The sequence below is a fragment of the Streptomyces sp. NPDC001020 genome (assembly GCF_053599115.1).
This window is the reverse complement of sequence record NZ_JBSFLQ010000006.1, coordinates 109,746-129,498: the sequence shown is the minus strand read 5'-3', so window position 1 is coordinate 129,498 and position 19,753 is coordinate 109,746. Positions and strand designations below refer to the sequence as shown.

Below are 19,753 nucleotides of genomic sequence, written 5' to 3'. Positions count from 1 at the left end.
GCGCGTGCGGGGCCGCGGCACGTGGCATGCGTGATGGACGGCAACGGCCGTTGGGCGCAGCGGCGTTCGCTTCCCCGTACGGCGGGTCACCGGGCCGCGGAGACCGCCGTCATCGACGTCATCGAGGCGGCCCGGGCCGCTGGTGTGGAGTGGCTCAGCCTGTACGCCTTCTCCACCGAGAACTGGAACCGCCCTGGCACCGAGGTCGAATTCCTGATGCGTCTGGTGCGCCGGATTGTGCGCAAGCATGCGCCGCTGCTGCTCGCGCGCGGCATCCGCTGCCGTTTCCTCGGGGTCGCCGACCCGCGCATCCCTCGTGAACTGGCCCAGGACTTCGACGACTTGGCGGCGCTGACCGCCGACAACCGGGGGATGACGCTGACCGTCGCCTTCGACCACGGCGGGCGCCGGGACATCGTCGAGGCCGCAAGGTCGCTGATCCGCAGCGGGACGCCCGCCGACGAGGTGACCGAGCGGCTCTTCGCGGACCACCTGCCTTTCCCTGACACCCCCGATGTGGATCTGGTCATCCGCACCTCCGGCGAGCAGCGCATCTCCAACTTCATGCTCTGGCAAGTCGCCTACGCCGAGTGGGTCTTCCCCGAGGTGCTCTGGCCGGACTTCCGGGCTCCCGACTTCCTCGCCTGCCTGCACACCTACCGTCGCCGCGACCGCCGCTTCGGCGGCGTGGCCGCCCGGACGAACGGAGACCCATCATGACCACCGAAACCACGGGAACGGCCGACGAGGCATCCCTGTTCGGCCCGAAATCGCAGTTCAGCGCCTTCTTCGACGACCCGCGCTGGGCCCTGGCCGTGATCCGCGCCACCGTACTGGAGGCCGCTCACCCGCAGATCGGCGCCGCCCTCGTTGACAACTCCACCTTCGTCGCCCACCCCTGGCGCCGACTGCGCAACACCTTCCTCAGCATGCGGCGCATGTTCGGCACCGACCCAGCGGTACGCGAACGGGAGGCCGCCCGACTCAACCGGCTGCACGCCCGCATCAGCGGCTCCGACTCCCGTGGCCGCGCCTACGACGCGATGGACCGCGCGACCCGCGCCTGGGTGGTCGCCACCCTCTTCGAGAGCGCCGTCACCATGTGCCGGCTGAGCGGCCAGCCGCTCGACCAGGACACGATGGAGCGGATGTACGCCGAGTACCGCGCGTTCCTCGCCGCGCTCGACGGCGACGCCGCAGAACTCCCCGAGGACCTGAACGACTTCTGGCGATACTTCGACCGGGTCGTCGAAAACGAGCTGGAGAACACCGAGGCGGCCCGCGTCATCCTCTACCGGCTCTTCGACCACCTGCCCGCCCCTGCGCTGCTCGACGGCGCGCCGGCACTGTGGGCGGCCGGCCGCGCTGTCGCCGGTCCGCTCCTCGGCGTGATCACCGTCGCCTCGCTCCCCGAGCCCTACCGGCGCCGGGCCGGCCTGCCCGAGATGCCCGGCGCCCCAACCCTCATGCAGGGCGCCTACCTCGCCGCCGGGCTCGCCCGATTCCTGCCCGAGGGCTGGATCAACGCCGAAAGCATCATCGAAGCCCTCTCACTCTCGCCCGACAGCGACGACCCCCGCGCCCGCACCGTAACCGCCCTGCGCGCCCGCATGAAGCAGGCATCGGCCCTGCTCCGCCTCCTCACACCACTGAGCGGCGACACCAACCCGGACCCGGCACCTTCGGCGGGCACAGAAGAGAACCGACGCTCGGCGGAGGAGTTCTTCCGCCGAGTGCTGGACCAGACCGGCGACGGCCACCTCGACTGGCCTGACCTCGCCGCCATGGCACGCGAACTCTCCACCCGCCTCGACCTGGACGAACCCGAGGAGGCCCGGCTCTACGACGCCTTCGCCGCCTGGTGGCGCGAGCTCCAGGCCGCCCTCGACACGGACGGCGACGGCCGCGTCAGCGCCGAGGAGTACGCCACCGCCGTCCCCTCCCTCGCCGGACCCGCGCTCATCCGCGTTGCCGAGGTCCTCTTCGACGCCACCGACAAGGACGGCAACGGGAGCATCGACGCAGACGAGTACCGAACCCTCTTCCGCACCGCCTTCCACCGCGACCTCACCGCCACCAACGGCGCCTACGGCCGGAGCGCCTTCGTGGGCGACTTCCTCTCTTTCATGGCGGGCCGCCGCACGGACACCCCGTACGACCCCCTCCTCGGTGACGCCTAACGAGTTCGTGCATGGGTTGGCGGGGAAGTTTCATGAATCATCATGACACTCCCCGTTCGTTGAGTTCGGCCGCGTCGTCATCTTTAGAGAAACGGATGAAGAGCGTCGTGACGGTGGTCAGGGGGATCCAGTCGACGTGGTCATCGAGGAGGTTGTGCCAGGTCTGCGTGGGTGTCGCGCCCTGGAGGTAGTACCCCCAGATCGTGCGGTAGGTGTACTCCGACATAGAGGCCCGCAGCGGGGGCTGCGGGTCGGGGAAATGCGGGCTGAGGACCCTTCTCACGAGGAAGCAGTCGGCATGCTGTCTGTGACCGGCGTTCAGGCCGACGTGGTCGGGCCCTCTCTAGGGAGCTGCGCCTATGGCCTTCTTCGTCGCGGTCTTGCTCTGGTAGGGGCAGGCGAGCTGGTGAAGGATCTCCTGCGCCAGCAAATCCTCGGGCCCCTTCAGCGCGTCCGCCAGCTTCCGGTCAGCGGGGAACACCATCTCCGCCGCGACGTTGTCCTGCACGATCCGGGCCAAGTTGTCGAGGGCGACGAAGACCGGGTCGGCGGGCAGTTGGGCCGTCGGCAGGTCGATCAGGTGCGAGTCCGCCTTCGCGGGGTCCATGAACTGCTTGACGATAATCGAGTTCTGGTTCAGGGCGGACGTCGTCCAGATCGACAGAACGACGATGTACAGGCCAGTCCAGTCCTCCCTTCCGACCTTGCCCCGCCACCGCTTCATGAGGTCTTCCACGCCGTCGATCTGCGCCTGGGCCGCGTACCTCAAGTTGGTACCGATAGCATCGTTCAAGCTGGCCGTGAAGTTTTCGAACGACTTCATGTCGAAGGAACCGCGCTGCACGGACTCGTTGATGAACTTGAGCGTGATGTCGAGGATCTGCGTGCTCGACGCTTCCAGCTCCTGCGGCAAGTGCGCGTTGCCGAGGTGCTGTCGGGCGGTGGTCAGGGTGGTGCCGAATGCCTGAAGTGGGCTGACCCAGTCTTTCGTTCCGGGCCCGTTGAACGCCACCATGTCCACGTCGTGCTGTTCGAGACGGGCGGAGCTGGGAAGGTTCGGGATCTGGCGGCTCAGGTACGGCGCGATGATCGAGTAGATTCCCAGCGGAGCGTGGGCGATCGATTTGGCCAGCTCGAAGATCTCAGAGACAGGGTGCAACGACTCCTGCTCTCCGTTGTGGACGAGAGTGTACAAGCCACCCCGGTCGTCATTCTGAACGACGATGACCGGGCTGAGCTGCTTGATCAACTCGGCCCGGAGCGCGTCGTAATGCTGCTGCGTGCCGGTATCGACGGCGAAGATCGCGTTGCGGGCCTGGAGTTCCAGGGCTGCCGAGTCCGGTCCCGGCTTGCTCTCGTCTGCGGATGCGGCCTCAGTGCTGCCGAGAAGCGCCATGGCACCGACTGCGGTGGCGGCGCGGAAGAATCTTCTACGCGTGCTCACTTTCCGTCTTCTCCCTACGTCAAAGGCGAGGCCCGGACGGCGCACCGCTGCTCGTCACGCAGACGTCTCCGCGTGTCGGCCCTGCTCTACCGGCGAGCCGGGCAGGGAGCCGACTCGCCCACTGCTGGACCCGGCGAGCTACAGGCTTCCCCGGATACCGTGCCCAACGACCCGTCAGCAGGTTGGACACGCCCCTCTCAGCCGCCCGGCACGCCTGACGCGGGGTCCTACCCCGCAACGGCGCGGGACGGTGTTCGATGTTCCACCAGAGCGTCCAGGACAGCAGCCGGACGGTGAAGTCCTCGAAGCCGAGAAGCACCTCGTCCTTCGGGCGGGAAGACCGTTTGCCGGGGCGCGACTGGTGGACATAGCCGGGGCAGGGCCACCAGCCGCATCCGTTCCACCGCACGGTTCAGACCCATCGACGCCGCAGGTCTTCGTGAGGCGGTCGCCGGACGCCGCCCCTTCATGCCGCCGCAGCCGAGGGAAGTCGCCTCACAACTCGCCATGCGAACCGCCAATCCCACCCGTTCGTCACGAAGACAGGTGCGGGAGAGCGGAGCTGAGAGAGGACGCTGGTGACCACGAAGGAGCCGAGACTCTCGCCCTCAGAACAGCCAACGCAGGTAGCTCTGAAGCCCTACACCTCTTGCTGGAGCTGCAGGAAGGGGCTGGAGACCGTGAAGGAGCCGAAGCCCTCGCCTTCAGAGCGGCTGGCGCCGAGCATGCTTCAGCCCTGCACCTCCTTGCGGAGATCCGGCATGATGCTGGGGACCACAAGGGAGCCGAACTTCTCGCACACGAAGCCGCCGATGCCAACGACCCGTTCGCCCTGGCCCTGCTGGCTCAGATACGGGAAGACGCAGGCGATCACGAAGAGGCCGAGACCCTCGCCTTCAGAGCGGCTGGCGCCGGAAACGTCTTCGCGCTGCCTCGCCTGGGGCTGCAGCGGGAGCGATCTGGGAACCGTGAGGGCGCTGATGCCTTCGCCCGTAAAGTCTCCGACGCCGGGTACAGCATGCTCTTGGCCAGCCTGGCCCAGATGCGAGCACAGGCTGGAGACCGCGAAAGCGCCGAAATCCTCGCCCACGAGGCGGCCAGCGACGGAGACCCAGACGCTATGGTCCTCCTTGGGGAACTGTGGGAGGAAGCGGGGAACCACAATCGAGCTGAGGCCCTCTTCCGGGCAGCCGCCGACACGGGCGAAGCCAAGTCGCTGAAAGCCCTTGCACGGTGGCCGCACGGCCTGGATCCGGACGGTTCACCGACGCAGCCCTGGCTGAGGGACCTCTGAGCTGGTCTCCCGACCGACACCGACGGGCCCTGGAGACCTCACCGTCCCGGTCGTCGGTCCCAGGAGAGGTCAGTCCTGAGCGGCCGGGACAACACCCTGCAGCCGCAGCATGACCCGAACCGGCGCCAGCACACCAAGATCCGGGCCATTTCCGAAACAGCCCACGCCAAGGATCCCCTCCAACTCCCGTTTTCGCTGGTCAGCATGGGTGCAGCTGCTGTACCGCCAGCAGACCAAGAATCTGCTGAGCGTCTCCGGGGCCCTTGGCGCCCAGACAAGGGAAATCCGCTGGTCACGGCCGCTCTGACGGGCGTGGTGGTCGCGTGTGGTCGCAGGATCAGGGTGTCGGACCTTTCCCGCCTTGTGGAGGCGATCGCCATGCGTACCAGCGCCGGCCGCGGCCGCATCTACCGTCGCTGTGGTTGCAGAGACACCCAGTGTCACCAGGTAGGTGCCCACTGCCCTCACCTGCTCGCCGACAGCACCCACGGGACCTGGGGTTTCGCCGTCGATGTCCCCGCCCCGGATCGCCGCAGGTCGACGGTGCGCCGGGGTGGTCTCGCCAGTCAGGATGCGGCCGAAGAGGCACTGCGGCGGTTCCTCGAGGGTGAGGCCGGCGGGTTCGACGCGGACCCGAACCAGACCGTCGCCGCCTACCTGGACGCGTGGCTGGCGGCGAAAGCATAGGTACTGAAGCCGACGACGATGGCCCGGTACCGCGACTACGTCCGCAACGACCTCGTCCCCGCGTTCGGCACCCTCAAGCTCGACCAGCTCGCCCACCGGCATATCTCGACCTTCGTCACCAGCCAGCTCAGTGCCGGCCGCGGCCGGACCACCCTGTACAGGTGCCTGGCCACCCTCTCCAGCGCCCTCGGCGACGCCGTCCGCCAGCACCACCTCCCCCACAATCCCGCCTCTCCCCCGGTCCTGCGCCGACCGCCGTCGCCGGAGCGACGGATATGGACTGCGCAGGAGGCGGCCCGCTTCCTTGCTTACTGCCACCAGGCCGATCCGGAGATGGCCGATCTGTTCGAGGTCCTCATCGGCACGGGCATGCGCAAGGGCGAAGCCCTCGGCCTGCACTGGGACGACGTCCACCTCGACCAGGGCGTGCTCTACGTGCGCTGCACTCTCTCCGCTGTCGACAACAACCGCCTGGTCATCACCATGCCGAAGACCCGGTCGAGCAGAGGCTGGGTCGCCATCTCACCCCGCGTCGCCACCGCACTCCGCCGCCGAGCACGCTCGGCACCCCGACCCCGCGGCGACCCCAACGACCCGTTCGCGGGGCTGGTCTTCTGCCGACCCGACGGCCGCCCGCTCGGGCCGCATGTGGTGCTCGACCGGCTCCGCCGGCTGTCCGAGGAGGCCGGCGTCCCCAGGGTCACGGTCCACGACCTGCGCCACCTCGCCGCCACGATCACCATTACCGCGGGCGTCCCGCTGACCGTGGTGTCCAAGACGCTGCGGCACTCCACCCTGTCGACCACCGCGAACCTCTACAGCCACCTCACCCGGCAGGCAGCCCGCCAAGCCGTCGATACCATCGACCACACCCTCACCACGGCCGCGCGAGCCGCTGACCGCCCGCCCCGACCGGCATGGCTGCGACCACCGCGCGACCACATCCACCGCCTCCGCGAAGCCCTCCACCAGCTCCGCTCCCCCACACCATCCGCCACCAACACCACGGCGAACCAGCCTCGGCTCAGGCGTGCGACCACACTGCGACCACCACGCATCCGGACGCACGAAAGGCCGCCCTCCCATGGATGAGAGAACGGCCTCCGACCTGCGTTTCCGCACAGTCGGGACGACAGGATTTGAACCTGCGACCCCTTGACCCCCAGTCAAGTGCGCTACCAAGCTGCGCCACGTCCCGATGCCTGTCTGACCTGGGGTTTCCCCTGGCCGAACGTGCACAGAAACAATACCGCACTCGGGACCTTGGTCGCGCACCGGTTGTGTGTGCCCTTCGTCGGCAGCGTTTCGGAGGGGCCGCGGGTGCCGTGCGGGTGCGCAGGTCAGCCTCCGGCCGGGAGGCCCAGTTCGGGATGGTGGTCGAGGAGCCCGGGCGGGGCTGCCTGCCGCCAGGAGTCGGCCAGGACGTCCCGCAGTTCGCCCTCGTCCTCCAGGGCGGCGAGGCGAACCCGGATCCAGGCGAACTGTGCCTCGTGGCCGGCGATCCAGAACTTCCCGGGCTCGGCCAGGACCAGTTCGTTCCGCTCCTCCTTGGGGCAGCGCACCGCCATGGACGTCTCGTCCTCGGGCAGCGTGGCGAACATCTTCCCCGCAACCCGGAACGTGGGCATGCTCCAGGCGACCTTCTCCGTCGTGTCGGGCAGGGAGAGGGCGATACGGCGTACGTCTTCGGCATCCGGCATGTCTGGCACAGTAGCCAACGTCACTGACATCCGGCGGTCGGCCAGGGGGACAGCCAGGAGCCCTGAGGGGCCCTTCCCGCCTGACGATCGCGGTCACGGCAGCGCCCCCACCAGTGCCTACCGCACGACGTCGGGACCCGGGCACCGGAACCGCTTCGGCCCTCCACCCCCCAAGCCACAGACAGTCACCCGCTGTGACCCGGCGATCCACGTCCTGCGCAGTCACTTCAGTGTCCTGTCGAGCCCCCTGATGTGGTGCTCTCAGTTCGCCGTCGCGGCCTTTGTCAGCGCCTCCAGCACGGGCCGGATCAGCGGATGCCCCTCCGCGCCGCGGCGTACGGCCGCGAAGACCCGGCGTGTGGGAGCGACCCCGTCGACAGGGCGGACGACCACCCCGCTGAGATCCATGCCGCGCAGGGCCGAGCGGGGCACCAGGGCCACGCCCGCGTCGGCCGAAGCGAGCGCGACGACGGCGCGGAAATCATCGGAAGAGTGTTCGAGACGGGGCTGGAATCCGGCGTGTTCGCAGGCCAGGACGACCACGTCATGGCACGGGTTGCCGGGGTACGGGCCGATCCACGGGTCCTTGGCCAGTTCGGCGAGCGGGACCTCGTCCACGTCGGCGAGCCGGTGAGTGACCGGGACGACCGCGTCGAAGGGCTCGGCGTACAAGGGGATGTGCGTGAGCCGGGGGTCGTCGGCATCGGGCGCGCCGCGGTACTCGACGGCGACCGCGACGTCGACTTGCCGGTCGAGGACCATCGGCAGGCTCGCGTCGCCCTCCGCGTCCTGGACACGTATCCGGATGCCGGGTGCGCTGCGCGCCAGCCGGGCCAGAGCCGGCGCGACGACCAGGCCAATGCCGGTGGCGAACGAGGCGAGCGTCACCGTGCCCGCCGAGCCCGCGCTGTACGCGGCCAGCTCGGCCTCGGCGCGCTCCAGTTGAGCGAGGACGGCATGGGTGTGGCCCAGCAGGATCTCACCGGCCGGGGTCAGCCGTACCCCCTTGGCGCCGCGCTCGACGAGCCGGTGGCCGGTCTCCTGTTCCAGCGCGGTGAGCTGCTGGGAGACGGCTGAGGGGGTCAGATAGAGCGCGGCGGCAGCCGCCGTCACCGTGCGGTGGTCGGCCACCGCACGCAGGATGTGGAGCCGCCGCGCTTCGATCATGCGGACGATTATCGCAATACGTCCGGGCTGGTCAGGCGTCCAGCTCGGCGCGGGCCGCGACGAACGCGTCGACCGCGCGGTTCACCTCCTCGGTGGAGTGCGCGGCGGAGAGCTGGACCCGGATGCGGGCCTGGCCCTGCGGCACCACCGGATAGGAGAAGCCGACCACGTACACGCCGCGCTCCAGCAGCAGCTCGGCCATGCGTCCGGCCTTCGCCGCGTCACCGATCATGACCGGGGCAATGGCATGGTCGCCGGGCAGAATGTCGAAGCCCTCGTCGGTCATACGGCGACGGAAGAGCGCGGTGTTCGAGGCCAGCTTCTCGCGCAGGTCACCCGCCGACTCCAGCAGATCGATCACCTTGAGCGAGGCCGCCGCGATCACCGGGGCGAGGGTGTTCGAGAAGAGGTACGGCCGCGAGCGCTGGCGCAGCAGGGCGACGATCTCGGCACGGGCGGCGACATAACCGCCGGACGCGCCACCGAGCGCCTTGCCGAGGGTGCCGGTGATGATGTCGACGCGGTCCATGACGCCGTGCAGTTCGGGGGTGCCACGGCCGCCGGGGCCGACGAAGCCGACGGCGTGCGAGTCATCGACCATGACCATGGCGCCGTAGCGGTCGGCCAGGTCACAGATCTCGCTCAGTGGGGCGACGTAGCCGTCCATGGAGAAGACGCCGTCCGTGACGATCAGCTTGCGACGCGCGCCTGCGGCCTCCTTCAACTGACGCTCCAGATCGTCGAGATCACGGTTGGCGTAGCGGAAGCGGCGAGCCTTGGACAGGCGGATGCCGTCGATGATCGAGGCGTGGTTGAGGGCATCGGAGATCACCGCGTCCTCGGGGCCGAGGAGGGTCTCGAAGACACCGCCGTTGGCGTCGAAGCAGGAGGAGTACAGGATCGTGTCCTCCTGGCCGAGGAACGCGGCCAGCCGGGCCTCCAGTTCCTTGTGCACCTCCTGTGTGCCGCAGATGAAGCGCACGGATGCCATGCCGTAGCCCCAGCGGTCCAGAGCCGCGTGGGCGGCGGCGATCACCTCGGGGTGGTCGGCGAGGCCGAGGTAGTTGTTGGCGCAGAAGTTGAGCACCTCGCCGGGACGGCCGCCGGCGGTGACGTTCACGGTCGCGGACTGCGGGGTGTCGATCACGCGCTCGGGCTTGTGCAGGCCGGCGGCGCGGATCTCGTCGAGGGTGGCACGGAGGTCGTCGCGCACGGAGTCGAACATGAAGGGGCTCCTAGAAAGGTGTGCGGGTCAGGGAGGTCGGAAAACGCTCACGCGCTCCAGTCGAGGATGACCTTGCCGCCCCGGCCGCTCGCCGCGTCCTCGAACGCCGTCTCGAAGTCGCGGTAGTCGTAGCGGCCGGTGATCACGGGAGCGAGGTCCAGGCCGCCCTCCAGCAGGACCGACATCGCGTACCACGTCTCGAACATCTCGCGGCCGTAGATGCCCTTGATCGTGAGCATGGAGGTGACGATCCGGGCCCAGTCGACGGGGAACTCCTGGGCCGGCAGTCCGAGCATGGCGATCCGGCCGCCGTGCGTCATGTTCGCGATCATGTCGCGCATCGCCTCGGGGCGGCCGGACATCTCCAGGCCGATGTCGAAGCCCTCGCGCAGTCCGAGCGCCCGCTGGCCGTCGGCGATCGTGGTGTCGGACACGTTCAGCGCCAGGCTCACCCCGATCTTGCGCGCGAGTTCCAGGCGTTCCTCGCTGACGTCGGTGATGACGACGTTCCGGGCGCCTGCGTGCCGGGCCACGGCGGCGGCCATCAGTCCGATCGGGCCCGCGCCGGTGATCAGTACGTCCTCCCCCACCAGCGGGAAGGACAGGGCGGTGTGCACGGCGTTGCCGAACGGGTCGAAGATCGCGGCGACATCGAGGTCGACGGGGACGCGGTGCACCCACACGTTGGTGGCGGGCAGCGCCACGTACTCGGCGAACGCGCCGTCACGGCCGACGCCCAGGCCGACCGTCGCCCGGCACAGATGGCGCCGCCCGGCCAGGCAATTGCGGCACTTCCCGCACACCAGGTGTCCCTCGCCACTGACCCGGTCGCCCGCCTTGACGTCCGTGACGTCCCTGCCGGTCGCGACGACCTCGCCGACGAACTCGTGCCCGACCACCAGGGGGGTCGTGATGGCCTGCTGCGCCCAGCCGTCCCAGGACCGGATGTGCAGGTCGGTGCCGCAGATCCCGGTCCTGAGGACCTTGATCAGTACGTCACCGGGGCCGATCTGCGGCTCCGGAACGTCCGTGAGCCACAGGCCGGGCTCCGCCTTCTGCTTGACCAGCGCCTTCAACGCCACGGCTCCTGGGAGTACGACCCCGGACGAGGGCATACCGAAGGAGCCCGCGCCGGGGAGAGGGATGAGATCTTGTAGAAATCTGCCGTACGACGGACCTTCCGGTCCATCGAGGTTTTCTTAAGCTCGGCCGCAGCTTTCCTTCACGCCTGGCAAGGCTCACCGAGCGCCCGCACCTTCCACACTCTGGGCGGCGGGTCGGCGGGGCACGGTCACCAGATACGGCCGCACGCTCTTGACGAGCATCGCCATCTCGTAGCCGAGGACCGCCGCGTCGGCCTCGCGGCTGGCGAGGACGGCGAGGCAGGTGCCGGAGCCGGCCTTGGTGACGAACAGCAGCGCCGAGTCGAGTTCGACGACGACCTGCCGTACGTCGCCGCCGTCGGCGAAGTGGACGCCCGCGCTGCGGCCGAGGGAGTAGAGACCGGAGGCAAGGGCCGCCATGTGGTCGGCGCTGTCGTGGTCGAGTCCGTGGACGGACTCCACGAGCCCGTCGCAGGACAGCAGGACCGCGCTCGTGGTGTGCGGTACGCGCTGTACGAGCCCGCTCATCAGCCAGTCCAGCTCGGAAACATGGGCGGTCGGCGCTTCGCTCGCCATGGTGGATCGACTCCTTGGGGTACGCGGGTCTGCGGCAGTGGGCGGGGTGGGGGTCGGGGTGGTCATCCGGCCGACGCGCCCCCGTCGTGCCTGGCGGTCAGGTCGTGGTCGTACGTGTGCCGGGCGCGCGCTTCGACCCTGTGCGCCGAGTCTCCGGGCGGGAGGCCGAGGAGGGGCGCCGGTGCGTCGTCGGGGAGCGCCGCGCCGGGGCGCCGGTCGTCGACGGGGGCGCCGGGGGCCGGGGCGGCGGGTTCCGTGTGGGTGCCCACCCCGGTGGGGCCGGGCTCCGGCTGCTGCCGCGCCTCCGCGAGGCCGAAGCCCCGCTGGAAGGCGGCCATCAGGCCAGGATCATGGCCGATGTACTGATCGGCGTCATGGCCGACGTACTGATCGGTTTCCTGACGGAGGAGCGGTGCGGAGCCGTCCCGGAGCTGGGGTGCGATGTACTCATGGGCGCGGCGCCGGGGCAGCCGGGGCTTGCCCGAGGGGTCGGGCACGGTGCCGCTCGGCGGCAGCGGCGGCCCGATCGCGTTCCGCACGGTGACCGGTTCGTCGTCGGCGTGGACGGCGGGCGGCGTCTCGATGGCGCCGGACCGTAGGCCGTCGGTGTCGCGCAGCGGCAGCGGGGACCGATGGCGAGCGGCCGGGATGTGCTCACGCGGCGACTGCCACGAACCGGTGGGCTGGGGTTCGAGCGGCTTGGGATCGGGGTGTTCGGACGCGGACGGCGAAAGGTGTACGGGCGAGGGGCCTTCCGACGGCCGGGTCACGGCGTGGGCGTCGGTGGCCTCCGTCCCCTGAACACCCGTCGCGACCGGCGCCCCGAGCGGCCCCGTTCCCTCGGCCGTCCTGCCCTGTGGCGCTACCGGAGTCATGGACCCGGACGTGCCGAGTGCTGCGGCCCCGAGCAGGCCCTGCGGCACGACGAGTACTGCCTGGATCCCGCCGTAGATGTTGGTCTGCAGCCGGACGTGGATGTCATGCCGCCGGGCGAGCTGGGAGACCACGAACAGTCCGATGCGGCCGTCCGCCAGCAGCTCGGCGTCGTTGATCTGATCGGGGGCGGCGAGCAGTGCGTTCATCCTGTTCTGTTCGTCGGACGGCAGGCCGGGCCCGCGGTCCTCGACCTCGATGGCGAGCCCGGAGGTGACGAGGCTCGCGCGCAGCAGCACCTGGGTGTGCGGCGCGGAGAACACCGTGGCGTTCTCGACGAGTTCGGCCAGCAGGTGAATGACGTCGGTGACGGCGTGCCCGCGCAGGGTGCCCTCGATCGGCGGCACCAGATCGACCCGCGCGTACTGCTCGATTTCGGCGATCGCGGAGCGCAGCACCTCGGTCATGGGGACGGGGTCGCTCCACCGGCGGCGCGGGGCGGCGCCGCCGAGCACGGCGAGGTTCTCGGCGTGGCGCCGGATGCGGGTGGCCAGGTGGTCGACGTGGAAGAGGCCCTCGAGCAACTCGGGGTCCTCGATCTCGTGCTCCAGCTTGTCGAGTATCGAGATCTCCTGGTGTACGAGCGACTGAAGGCGCCGCGCGAGGTTGGCGAAGACCTCCAGCTTCTGTTCGTTGCCCGTCTGGCTGGAGAGCTGCGCGGCCTGGACAACGGCGGCGACAGCGCCGTCGTGGGCGCGGGACAGCTCGGCGGCGAGCAGTTCGAAGTCGTCGGCGTCCGCGGCGGGTTTGCCGCGCGGCTTGCGTACGGGCGGCGCCTCCCCGTGGCGGAGCGTCTCCACGAGGGTGCGTAGTTCGGCCTCGCCGCGGGCACTGGCGCCGCGCAGCGCGTCGAGGCGTTCGGCCACGGCCCGGGCGGCGCGGCCTGCGGCCAGAGCGGCGATCGCGACGCCCACCAAGGTCACCCCGAGGATGCCCGCGAGCACGGCCCACAGCGTGGGGGCGGGGCGTACGCCGGTGGAACGGACGGTGTACAGCACGGTGGCGCAGCCACTGAGGGCCACCGCGAGGGGCGGCAGGATCGCCAGGCGCAGCAGTCGGGGCTTTATGCGCGTCTCGGGCAGCGAGGGGAGGGTGTGGGCGACCCGCCGCCCGTGCCGCCCGCCCTCATGGCGGTCTGCGCGTGCGGCCGGTGCGCGAAGGTGAGACATCGGTGTCCTTGTACTGGGTGCGTCGGGTGCGTGGGAGCTCCCGCAGGTCTGCGCGACTCCGGGGCATGCGCCATCGCGGCGCCGGTCGAGAGAGCCGAGCAATCCGACTCTGCGTCGACTGACAGGCACTCAGAGTAGTCGTCAACCGAGCGGGTGCGGTGGGTCGTTGACAATTCCCCTGGTGAGCGTCCCGCTCTGGTAGGAGGCGTCGTACGGCAGACCGATACCCCCGTCACAGATGCGCTCCCATTCACCCCTGAACCAACCAGAACTGGCCAAAGGTGGTCATATACGCAAGGCGAGGCGCGAGAAGCTCTACGGCCTCTGGCCGTTGACGTCGTTCTTGAGCCGCACCGAAGTCGGCCTGCCATGCCTTCAGCGGCCCTTCTGACTCCCCGGCGTGTCGACGGCGCCTCGAGCGCGGGGTCGGCCGCCTCCGCGTCGATCGCCACCTCATGCCACCACGGCTCGGACGGAGCGGTCCCGGCCGCCGTTGACCGCGGCAGTGTCGTGGTTTTGGATGAGGCTCATGCCTCAGGGATCTGGGAATCCGGAGAATCCGGTCGTCGCCTTCGCCACACAGGAGGCGTGGGCGGTGTGGCTGGACGAGAACCACGCCTCGTCCGCGGGCGTCTGGCTGAAGATCGCCAAGAAGGACTCCGGTCTGGCCGGCGTCGGCTACGCCGATGCGCTGGAATCGGCGCTGCGTTACGGCTGGATCGACGGGCAGAAGAAGAAGCTGGACGGGCAGTACTGGCTCCAGCGCTTCACTCCGCGGCGGCCGGGCAGCAAATGGTCGAAGGTGAACCGGCAGAAGGCCACACAACTCATCGAGCGGGGACTCATGCACGCCGCCGGCCTGCGCGAGGTGGAGCAGGCCAAGGCGGACGGTCGTTGGGATGCCGCGTACGACAGTCAGAGCACCGCGTCGGTACCGGAGGATCTTCAGGCAGCCCTGGACCGTGATCCCAAGGCCCGCGACTTCTTCGCCACGCTCGACAGCCGCAACCGGTACGCGATCCTCTACCGCATCCAGGACGCGAAGAAGCCGGAGACCCGAGCCGCCCGGATCGAGAAGTTCGTGGGGATGCTCGCCGAACAGAAGAAGATCCACCGCTGAGCGACTCGGTCCCACGACCACCACCAGTTCAAGGAGCCCGAGGGCGGCGCGCAACCGGACGGCGAGACCCGTCGCGCCGCAGCGCTCGGCGCTCGATCCGGACCAAGAGCCTCCACACCCACAATCGGCAGCGCGACGAGCACCTGTGCGATACGTTCCTGGATGCGGACGACCAGCCGTCTCTCACTTCACCACGACCACGCCACGACAGAACTGCCATCTCACCTTCAAGGTCACCGGTTTCCCCGCGGCGGCCCTGACGGGTTCACCACCCGCTTGAAGGCGGGCTCTCATCACCATGGCGGGAACGGCGTCACGCGCACGCGGCCCGGCAGCCAGTAGGAGCGAACGACAAGGAGACCGGCATGTCATACCCGAAGGAACTCTTCCACGGGGACAAGGGCGAGGTCAGCGCCAGCTTGTGGAAGGGCAACTCCCCGCCTGACCTGGAGATCGGCAGCCGCTCGCGGGTGCACTACCTGGCCACCGGTCAATCCACCGGCGGGCAGTACGGACTCTACCGATGGGACATGGGAGAGGAGCCCGGCAGCGGCCCGAGCGCGCACTTCCACAGGACGATGTCGGAGTCGTTCTTCGTCCTGTCCGGCACCGTCGGACTCTACGACGGCGACCGCTGGGTCAACGCCACACCAGGAGACTTCCTGTTCGTCCCGCCGGGCGGGATCCACGCCTTCAACAACCCTGAGGGGCCCGCCTCGACGCTGGTGCTGTTCGCCCCCGGAGCCCCGCGCGAGGCCTACTTCGAGGAACTGGCGGAGATCGTGGCGGGCGGACGGCAACTCAGCGATGAGGAGTGGACCGACCTCTTCCACCGCCACGACCAGTACATGGTCTGAGCAGAGAGGTGACGTTCAAGGACTCGGGCGGTCCGGGCTTCGCGCCAGGACCGGTCCGAAGTCGCCGCCGCGCCGAGGCCCGCGTGCGGCCGCCGGAAACCGCGCTGTCAGAGGCTGACCACGCACTTTTCGAGGAGCGTGAACGACTTGGGCGTACCGCCCGGCTGCGGCTTGCCCTCCTTACGTCCGACAACCTGATAGCCGGCGTTGAGGTAGTACGCGTTCAGGGGTGCGTTGTCGGCCAGGCAGTCCAGACGCACCAACGGTCGGCCCGCCTCGGCCACGCGGCGCTCCGCGACTCGCAGAAGCTGCCGCCCCGCCCCGGGCGGGACGCTGTCGTGGTCCACCATCAACCGGTGCACATAACCCGCCGTCGGCGGTTGCGGCCCCCAGGCCTCCTCGTCCTCCCACCACAACTCCCAGGCCCCGGCCACACGATCGGCAGCCTCGGCGAGCCACACCTCCCCGTCCTCCATGATCCGGCGGAAGTGATCCACGCCCAGCTCACCAGGCCGCCACTGACCTGTGACGCCCTGGGCAAGCATCCAACGGGCAGCGTCGTCGCGCAGACGGACGACAGCAAGAAGGTCGGCGCCGACGGCGAGACGGAAGCGTAGAGCGTTCACCTCGCGATCTTCGCACAGAGACCCTGCGCCCAGCTGATCGCCCATTCGTCGAGCGGAGGGTCGGAACCAGCGACGTCAACCCATGACGGTCCGGGAGCCGGCGCCCTCGGCCACGTGGCGTTTACGGGAGAACGCCGCCAGGTTGATGACATTGCCGGTGTGTTCACCGGCGTATCGCAGCGGATCGCGGTCATGGTCGTGGCCGGCTTCGATGCGGTCCACCAAGGTGGCGAGGAACCGCCCGGCCAGGGGGGCGTTCTTGAACTGGTTGCCGCTCGTGCCCATGGCCACGTAGAAACCGTTCAGGTCGGTGCGGTCGTAGATCGGTGACCAGTCGTCGGTGACGTCGCGGGTGGTTGGACACCCAGTCCGACGCATGCGGCCATCGAGGCGGGCGAGCAGCTCCAGGACCTCAGCGCCGAAGCGGCCGCCGAGCGGCGCGCGGCCCATTCGCCGCGGGAGCGTCATACGGAAGAGGCCAGGCCCGACGGCAAGGTCACGCGGCAGGGTGCCACAGCAAGCTGACCACCGGCGGTCCGCGAGAACACGGTGACGTCCCGCAGAACCTCTTCGAAGTCCAGAAATTGATTCCGCGCGAGTTGTCGACTTCAGCCGTCCAGCAGGTCGCCCACAGCGGCAATGCCCTCCGCGACAGCGCGCTCGCTCACATTGCCGAAGCCCAACACGAGCCGAGCCCCGCCAGTACCGTCCGGCGCCGAGCGGTTGGCCGCCATCCCGTACAGGCCGATCCGCCGAGCGCGGGCCGCGGCCACGACCTGCTCCTCGTCGCAGCCCGCGCCGAGGTGGGCCACGGCGTGGAAGCCGGCGGCGAGGCCGGTGAGCCGTACGCCGGGGGCATGCGCCGCGAGGGCCTCTACCAGGGTGGCGCGCCGGGCCGCGTACACCGTCCGCATGCGCCGCAGGTGACGGTCGTAGCGCCCGGACGCGATCAGCCGGGCGAGCGCGACCTGGTCCAGGGTGGGTGACCCGCGGTCGTCCGACGCCTTGAACGCGACGACGGACTCGACCAGGGCCGGCGGGCACAGCAGCCAGCCCAACCGGAGTGCGGGCGCGAGGGACTTGCTCACGGTGCCGATGGCCACGACGCGGTCGGCGGCGAGGCCCTGCAGTGAGCCGACCGGCTCACGGTCGTAGCGGAACTCGGCGTCGTAGTCGTCCTCGATGACGAAGGCGTCACGGCGCTGCGCCCAGGCGATCAGCGCGCGCCGCCGCTCGGCGGCCATGACGACTCCGGTCGGCCACTGGTGCGCCGGCGTGACGAGGACCGCCCGGGCACGGGTCGCCTCCAGCGCCCGGACGTCGATGCCGTCCTCGTCGACGGGCACCGGCACGGCGGTCATCCCGGCGTGCGCGGCGGCCAGGGAGGTCGCTCGGGGCGCGCCCGGGTCCTCGTAGGCGAGGGTGCGAACGCCGTGGGCGGCCAGCGCGCGCAGAACCAGGGTCAAGCCCTGGGCGTAACCGGAGCAGATGACGGTCCGCTCGGGGTCGGCGGCGGCGGCCCGCACCCGCCGCTGGTATCCGGCGACCACCTCGCGCAGCGCGGACGCACCACACGGCTCGCCGTAGTCGAGTGCACCGCTCGGCAGGGCGTGGCCGGCCTCGCGCATCGCCCACAGCCAGTCGGCCAGCGGGAAGGATCCGAGGTCGGGGACACCGGACCGGAAATCGACGATGAGCCGCGGCGCGGGTGTCGGTGCGGGTGTCGGCGCGGGCGGCGGGCAGGCGCGGGCCGCGACGGTGGTGGCCGCGCCGACCCGGGTGGCGAGGTAACCCTCGGCCTGCAACTGGGCGTAGCAGTCCTGGACCAGGCCGCGGGACACCCCGATCCAGCGGGCGAGTTCGCGGGAGGACGGCAACCGCTCGCCGACCTCGAGACGGCCGGCCCTGATGGCGTCCCTGATCTGGCGTTCCAGTTGCGCGCGCAGCCCTTCCGCACTCTCCCGGTCCAGGTTGAGCAACAGTTCCGGCGACAGACCGGACCACTCCAGCGGCATGGAAATGGAGCTTATCGGGGGGCCGGCCGACCTCTAGCGTCGACGGCATGACCAAGCCACCCAACTGCCCGTACGCCACCGCGGCCGAGGGCACCGCACGCTTCCCGGACAATCCTGCCGCGTCTGCCCGTCCGCCGCTGCTGACACGGCAGTTGCTGCTGCGCTTCCTGACGGTGATCGGCGCCTCCGCGAGCTTCTTCCTGCTCCTGTCGGTGGTGCCGCTGTACGCCCAGCGCAGCGGCGGCGACGCCGGCCTGACCACGGGCGCGTTGATGCTCGCCACAGTCGGCGGCGAACTGGTCACCCCGCGCCTGGTCGCGCGGTACGGCTACCGGGTGGCACTGGCCGCGGGGCTGGTCCTGCTCGGTGCGCCCGCGCTGGTGCTGACTGTCGGGCACGGCATGGCGTGGATCGCTGCGGTGTGCGTGCTGCGCGGGCTGGGCTTCGCGCTCACCGTCGTTGCCGGCGGCGCTCTGACGGCCTCTCTGATCCCGGCCGAGCGGCGCGGTGAGGGGCTGGCGCTGGCCGGGATCGTGTCGGGCGTGCCGTCCCTGGTGGGCCTGCCGCTGGGCGTGTGGCTGGCCACGCACGTGGGGTTCACCCCGGTGTGCGTGGCCGGCGGGGTGGTGGCCCTGGCCGCGGTCGTGGTGGTGCCGGGGCTGCCCGGCCGGAAACGGGCCGCGGGCCGGGACGCCGGGGTCGTCGCGGGGCTGCGCAACGGGGGCCTGGTCCGCCCCACCGCGGTATTCGCGACGACCGCGCTGGGCGCTGGGATCATCGTGACGTTCCTGCCGGTCGCCGTGCCCGCGTCGATGTCCGGGCTGGTGGCGGCCGCGCTCTTCGCCCAGCCCGCGACGGCCACCGTGGCCCGCTGGTTCGCCGGACGGCTCGGCGACCGTCACGGCCCGGCCCGCCTGGTGCTGCCCGGCCTGGTGGCGTCATCCGCCGGCCTGCTGGTGACGGCGGTGACAAGCAGCCCGGTGGCGGTGCTGGCCGGGGTCGCGCTGTTCGGGACCGGCTTCGGGGTGACACAGAACGCGACGCTGACGCTGATGTACGCCCGGGTGCCGGAGTCCGGGTACGGGACGGTCAGCGCGCTGTGGAATCTCGCCTATGACGGCGGGATGGGCCTGGGCGCGGTCGGCTTCGGCGCGGCGGCGGCCCTCACCGGCTACCCGGCCGCCTTCGCGCTCACCGCCGCCGCGATGCTCGTCGCCCTGGCCCCGGCGTGGCGTGACCGCTGATCAGGGCGGCGGGCCGCGGTGCGGGGTGGTGGATCGCCGTCAGCCGTGGTCTGCGTGAAGACCGGCGAGCGGACTACGCCCCTGCTGCCGTGACGCTCCGCTCGCCGCTCCGTAGCAATCGGTTACTTCACGCGGCGACAGGCCAGGCCTACGACCCCCTCCCGGAGTTCCGCGATGCCGTAGAACCGTGGCGGGGACATGGGTGGGCGCCGGTCGCAGAGCACGGCGCGCCAGCGGCTCTCGATGAGGAACTCGCGGAAGATGCGCCCTTCTCGGGGCGCTCCGTCGAAGGCCCTGCAGTCTCGTCCTACCGCGCTGACGAAGCGCCCTCCTACTGCGGAGGGCAGGATGTCCAGCATCCTGCAGGAGTAGTGCCAGTGGCGGCCTCGTGTCTGGTCAGCTGTCGCGGTCGC

19 protein-coding genes and 1 tRNA gene are annotated in these 19,753 nt (G+C 70.2%); 8 read left to right on the top strand and 12 right to left on the bottom strand.

The window, feature by feature from the left end:
* Positions 1-33 precede the first annotated feature (33 nt).
* Both uppS and ACWDEX_RS07485 read left to right on the top strand, forming a co-directional pair.
* Positions 34-720, top strand: coding sequence for a polyprenyl diphosphate synthase (uppS, locus tag ACWDEX_RS07490; RefSeq protein WP_450462430.1), 687 nt, complete (start codon positions 34-36; stop codon positions 718-720).
* The gene (locus ACWDEX_RS07485; RefSeq protein ID WP_450462283.1) at positions 717-2,180 is read left to right on the top strand and encodes an oxygenase MpaB family protein; all 1,464 of its coding nucleotides are present in this window, start codon (positions 717-719) and stop codon (positions 2,178-2,180) included. The genes uppS and ACWDEX_RS07485 overlap by 4 nt, the downstream gene beginning before the upstream one ends.
* A 40-nt stretch (positions 2,181-2,220) precedes the next feature.
* On the opposite strand, the gene ACWDEX_RS07480 is transcribed toward ACWDEX_RS07485, so the two are convergent.
* Positions 2,221-2,463, bottom strand: coding sequence for a hypothetical protein (locus ACWDEX_RS07480; protein WP_450462282.1), 243 nt, complete (start codon positions 2,461-2,463; stop codon positions 2,221-2,223).
* Positions 2,464-2,523: 60 nt separating this feature from the next.
* The gene (locus tag ACWDEX_RS07475) at positions 2,524-3,576 is read right to left on the bottom strand and encodes a hypothetical protein (protein ID WP_450462281.1); all 1,053 of its coding nucleotides are present in this window, start codon (positions 3,574-3,576) and stop codon (positions 2,524-2,526) included.
* Positions 3,577-4,273: 697 nt separating this feature from the next.
* On the opposite strand from ACWDEX_RS07475, the gene ACWDEX_RS07470 reads away from it, so the two are divergent.
* From ACWDEX_RS07470 to ACWDEX_RS07460, 3 genes are all read left to right on the top strand, one after another.
* Entirely contained in the window at positions 4,274-4,918 is a 645-nt protein-coding gene (locus ACWDEX_RS07470) for a hypothetical protein (protein ID WP_450462279.1), read from the top strand.
* A 378-nt stretch (positions 4,919-5,296) separates the two neighbouring features.
* Complete coding sequence (locus ACWDEX_RS07465; protein WP_450462278.1) at positions 5,297-5,605, top strand: hypothetical protein; 309 nt, start codon at positions 5,297-5,299, stop codon at positions 5,603-5,605.
* A gap of 3 nt (positions 5,606-5,608) precedes the next feature.
* Positions 5,609-6,697, top strand: coding sequence for a tyrosine-type recombinase/integrase (locus tag ACWDEX_RS07460; RefSeq protein ID WP_450462429.1), 1,089 nt, complete (start codon positions 5,609-5,611; stop codon positions 6,695-6,697).
* Between the two features lie 32 nt (positions 6,698-6,729).
* On the opposite strand, the gene ACWDEX_RS07455 is transcribed toward ACWDEX_RS07460, so the two are convergent.
* The 7 genes from ACWDEX_RS07455 to ACWDEX_RS07425 form a co-directional block, all read right to left on the bottom strand.
* Positions 6,730-6,803 (bottom strand) — tRNA-Pro (locus tag ACWDEX_RS07455).
* 142 nt (positions 6,804-6,945) lie between these two features.
* Entirely contained in the window at positions 6,946-7,305 is a 360-nt protein-coding gene (locus tag ACWDEX_RS07450) for an MmcQ/YjbR family DNA-binding protein (protein ID WP_450462276.1), read from the bottom strand.
* A gap of 261 nt (positions 7,306-7,566) precedes the next feature.
* Positions 7,567-8,472: a LysR family transcriptional regulator gene (locus tag ACWDEX_RS07445; RefSeq protein ID WP_450462275.1), complete on the bottom strand. Its 906-nt coding sequence runs from the start codon at positions 8,470-8,472 to the stop codon at positions 7,567-7,569.
* Positions 8,473-8,503: 31 nt separating this feature from the next.
* Positions 8,504-9,697 (bottom strand): glycine C-acetyltransferase, encoded by a 1,194-nt coding sequence (locus ACWDEX_RS07440; RefSeq protein WP_450462274.1) that lies wholly within the window; start codon positions 9,695-9,697, stop codon positions 8,504-8,506.
* 47 nt (positions 9,698-9,744) lie between these two features.
* On the bottom strand, positions 9,745-10,773 hold the full coding sequence (tdh, locus tag ACWDEX_RS07435) for an L-threonine 3-dehydrogenase (protein ID WP_450462428.1): 1,029 nt from the start codon (positions 10,771-10,773) through the stop codon (positions 9,745-9,747).
* A gap of 162 nt (positions 10,774-10,935) precedes the next feature.
* Positions 10,936-11,376: a roadblock/LC7 domain-containing protein gene (locus tag ACWDEX_RS07430; protein WP_450462273.1), complete on the bottom strand. Its 441-nt coding sequence runs from the start codon at positions 11,374-11,376 to the stop codon at positions 10,936-10,938.
* Between the two features lie 62 nt (positions 11,377-11,438).
* Entirely contained in the window at positions 11,439-13,478 is a 2,040-nt protein-coding gene (locus ACWDEX_RS07425; protein WP_450462272.1) for an ATP-binding protein, read from the bottom strand.
* Between the two features lie 529 nt (positions 13,479-14,007).
* Here ACWDEX_RS07425 and ACWDEX_RS07420 point away from each other — a divergent pair.
* Positions 14,008-14,598 carry a YdeI/OmpD-associated family protein gene (locus ACWDEX_RS07420; RefSeq protein ID WP_450462270.1) on the top strand — a complete coding sequence of 197 codons (591 nt, stop codon included), beginning with the start codon at positions 14,008-14,010 and terminating at the stop codon, positions 14,596-14,598.
* A gap of 365 nt (positions 14,599-14,963) precedes the next feature.
* Positions 14,964-15,455, top strand: coding sequence for a cupin domain-containing protein (locus tag ACWDEX_RS07415; protein ID WP_450462269.1), 492 nt, complete (start codon positions 14,964-14,966; stop codon positions 15,453-15,455).
* Between the two features lie 107 nt (positions 15,456-15,562).
* Here the strand turns inward: ACWDEX_RS07415 and ACWDEX_RS07410 are convergent, their stop codons facing one another.
* From ACWDEX_RS07410 to pdxR, 3 genes are all read right to left on the bottom strand, one after another.
* The gene (locus tag ACWDEX_RS07410) at positions 15,563-16,126 is read right to left on the bottom strand and encodes a GNAT family N-acetyltransferase (protein WP_450462268.1); all 564 of its coding nucleotides are present in this window, start codon (positions 16,124-16,126) and stop codon (positions 15,563-15,565) included.
* A 30-nt stretch (positions 16,127-16,156) separates the two neighbouring features.
* Positions 16,157-16,531 (bottom strand): hypothetical protein, encoded by a 375-nt coding sequence (locus tag ACWDEX_RS07405; RefSeq protein ID WP_450462267.1) that lies wholly within the window; start codon positions 16,529-16,531, stop codon positions 16,157-16,159.
* A 158-nt stretch (positions 16,532-16,689) separates the two neighbouring features.
* Positions 16,690-18,096, bottom strand: coding sequence for a MocR-like pyridoxine biosynthesis transcription factor PdxR (gene pdxR / locus ACWDEX_RS07400; protein ID WP_450462266.1), 1,407 nt, complete (start codon positions 18,094-18,096; stop codon positions 16,690-16,692).
* Positions 18,097-18,143: 47 nt separating this feature from the next.
* Between pdxR and ACWDEX_RS07395 the strand changes: the two genes are divergently transcribed.
* Entirely contained in the window at positions 18,144-19,340 is a 1,197-nt protein-coding gene (locus ACWDEX_RS07395) for an MFS transporter (protein WP_450462265.1), read from the top strand.
* The last annotated feature ends 413 nt before the right edge of the window (positions 19,341-19,753 follow it).

What these genes read in the sequence shown, in the direction of transcription:
- ACWDEX_RS07395 (WP_450462265.1), top strand. Translation starts at nt 18,144, where the DNA reads ATGACCAAGCCACCCAACTGCCCGTACGCCACCGCGGCCGAGGGCACC.
- uppS (WP_450462430.1), top strand. Translation starts at nt 34, where the DNA reads ATGGACGGCAACGGCCGTTGGGCGCAGCGGCGTTCGCTTCCCCGTACG.
- ACWDEX_RS07440 (WP_450462274.1), bottom strand. Translation starts at nt 9,697, where the DNA reads ATGTTCGACTCCGTGCGCGACGACCTCCGTGCCACCCTCGACGAGATC.
- ACWDEX_RS07450 (WP_450462276.1), bottom strand. Translation starts at nt 7,305, where the DNA reads ATGCCGGATGCCGAAGACGTACGCCGTATCGCCCTCTCCCTGCCCGAC.
- ACWDEX_RS07410 (WP_450462268.1), bottom strand. Translation starts at nt 16,126, where the DNA reads ATGGGCGATCAGCTGGGCGCAGGGTCTCTGTGCGAAGATCGCGAGGTG.
- ACWDEX_RS07420 (WP_450462270.1), top strand. Translation starts at nt 14,008, where the DNA reads ATGCCTCAGGGATCTGGGAATCCGGAGAATCCGGTCGTCGCCTTCGCC.
- ACWDEX_RS07415 (WP_450462269.1), top strand. Translation starts at nt 14,964, where the DNA reads ATGTCATACCCGAAGGAACTCTTCCACGGGGACAAGGGCGAGGTCAGC.
- ACWDEX_RS07485 (WP_450462283.1), top strand. Translation starts at nt 717, where the DNA reads ATGACCACCGAAACCACGGGAACGGCCGACGAGGCATCCCTGTTCGGC.
- ACWDEX_RS07465 (WP_450462278.1), top strand. Translation starts at nt 5,297, where the DNA reads ATGCGTACCAGCGCCGGCCGCGGCCGCATCTACCGTCGCTGTGGTTGC.
- ACWDEX_RS07445 (WP_450462275.1), bottom strand. Translation starts at nt 8,472, where the DNA reads ATGATCGAAGCGCGGCGGCTCCACATCCTGCGTGCGGTGGCCGACCAC.
- pdxR (WP_450462266.1), bottom strand. Translation starts at nt 18,096, where the DNA reads ATGCCGCTGGAGTGGTCCGGTCTGTCGCCGGAACTGTTGCTCAACCTG.
- ACWDEX_RS07475 (WP_450462281.1), bottom strand. Translation starts at nt 3,576, where the DNA reads ATGGCGCTTCTCGGCAGCACTGAGGCCGCATCCGCAGACGAGAGCAAG.
- ACWDEX_RS07430 (WP_450462273.1), bottom strand. Translation starts at nt 11,376, where the DNA reads ATGGCGAGCGAAGCGCCGACCGCCCATGTTTCCGAGCTGGACTGGCTG.
- ACWDEX_RS07405 (WP_450462267.1), bottom strand. Translation starts at nt 16,531, where the DNA reads ATGGGCCGCGCGCCGCTCGGCGGCCGCTTCGGCGCTGAGGTCCTGGAG.
- ACWDEX_RS07425 (WP_450462272.1), bottom strand. Translation starts at nt 13,478, where the DNA reads ATGTCTCACCTTCGCGCACCGGCCGCACGCGCAGACCGCCATGAGGGC.